Consider the following 1,101-nt stretch of genomic DNA (forward strand, 5'->3'; position numbering starts at 1 on the left):
CCCTGAGAGAAAGCTTCAGCCAAGGCTACCCCAAGGCTGGCCAGCTCCGTTCGGGTTTCGGCTGCGTTGACCTGACTGATAGCATCCGCTGCATTCTCAAAATGACTTTTAACGGCTTTGGCTGTTTCGGCTGTGGCTTCCTCAACCTGTTTTTGCCCGGCAATTAATTCATCTAATTCATCGGCGTAATTTTGCCAGAGCAACCTCTGACTTTTGGTTATGGTCTTGGCTGCATGGTTTGCTGTCTTTAACGCATCTCGGCTTTCTTCGACAAAGCTGTCGTATACCCCAACCAGCGCATCCCGGACATCCTTGGCATCCTCAACCGTCTGCCGGGCAAACTCCCTGGTCAAGCCCTCAAGAAAATCGGTTGTCCCTTTTAGCTTTTCGGCAATGCCATCAAAGCCCAAGGCATCTGCTGTTTCCTGCCATACCCTGACAATGCCGTATAGTATCCCGGTATAGGCTGCAAAGCCCTTAACAATAGCTGTGAAGGTATTGAAAAAGCCCTTTACTGTGGAGCTGGTAAAATCAAAGGCAGTCCGCAGCGCCGCCATGGATTCTGTGATGGTGGTAAAGCCTGATTGAATACTGGTGACAAAGCCATCAGCGGTAACTCCAGAGAAGGCATGCTTAAAAGCGTCACCCATGGCAATAAAGGCATCGCTGATCCTTTTCGCCAATTCAGACAGCTGGCCATTCTGGTTCATCCGCTCAATTTCGGCAGCGATGCCTGCCAGGGACTCTCTGGCATAATCCAGAACACCGCTCTTGGCCACTTCATTCTGAAACTGCTGCCAACTGTCTTTCAGGTTACTGACATAACCCGACAGCAGACTCATGTTCCTGGCAGCAGCACCCTCGGAGGATTTGCCAATTTCAAGAATCAGCTCCCTCATAACATCCTATCTCTTAGTCACAAATCCTAATCTTGGTTTATCCTTTTTTGAGGTAAACCAAGATCATGATTCCCCCCCCCCTCAACAATGGGCTGAACAGACTTTCGGATGCGCTGACTTGGGTGATAAACGTCGAACCAAAAGGCTGGTACAGGTAGCAGGTGACCTGTCTGCAAATACCGGCTCCTCTTTGGCAGCCTCT

2 protein-coding genes are annotated in these 1,101 nt (G+C 50.0%); one reads left to right on the forward strand and one right to left on the reverse strand.

Annotation, left to right across the window (positions count from 1 at the left end):
• Window positions 1-899, reverse strand: an 899-nt coding sequence (locus tag J7438_RS25800; protein ID WP_209278898.1) for a tape measure protein, incomplete at its 3' end; no start/stop codon positions are given.
• On the opposite strand from J7438_RS25800, the gene J7438_RS28740 reads away from it, so the two are divergent.
• Window positions 841-1,101, forward strand: a 261-nt coding sequence (locus J7438_RS28740) for an IS4/Tn5 family transposase DNA-binding protein (RefSeq protein WP_503003949.1), incomplete at its 3' end; no start/stop codon positions are given. The genes J7438_RS25800 and J7438_RS28740 overlap by 59 nt on opposite strands.

Origin of the sequence: Thalassotalea sp. G20_0 (assembly GCF_017744175.1) — a bacterium.
GTDB lineage: Bacteria > Pseudomonadota > Gammaproteobacteria > Pseudomonadales > Endozoicomonadaceae > Endozoicomonas.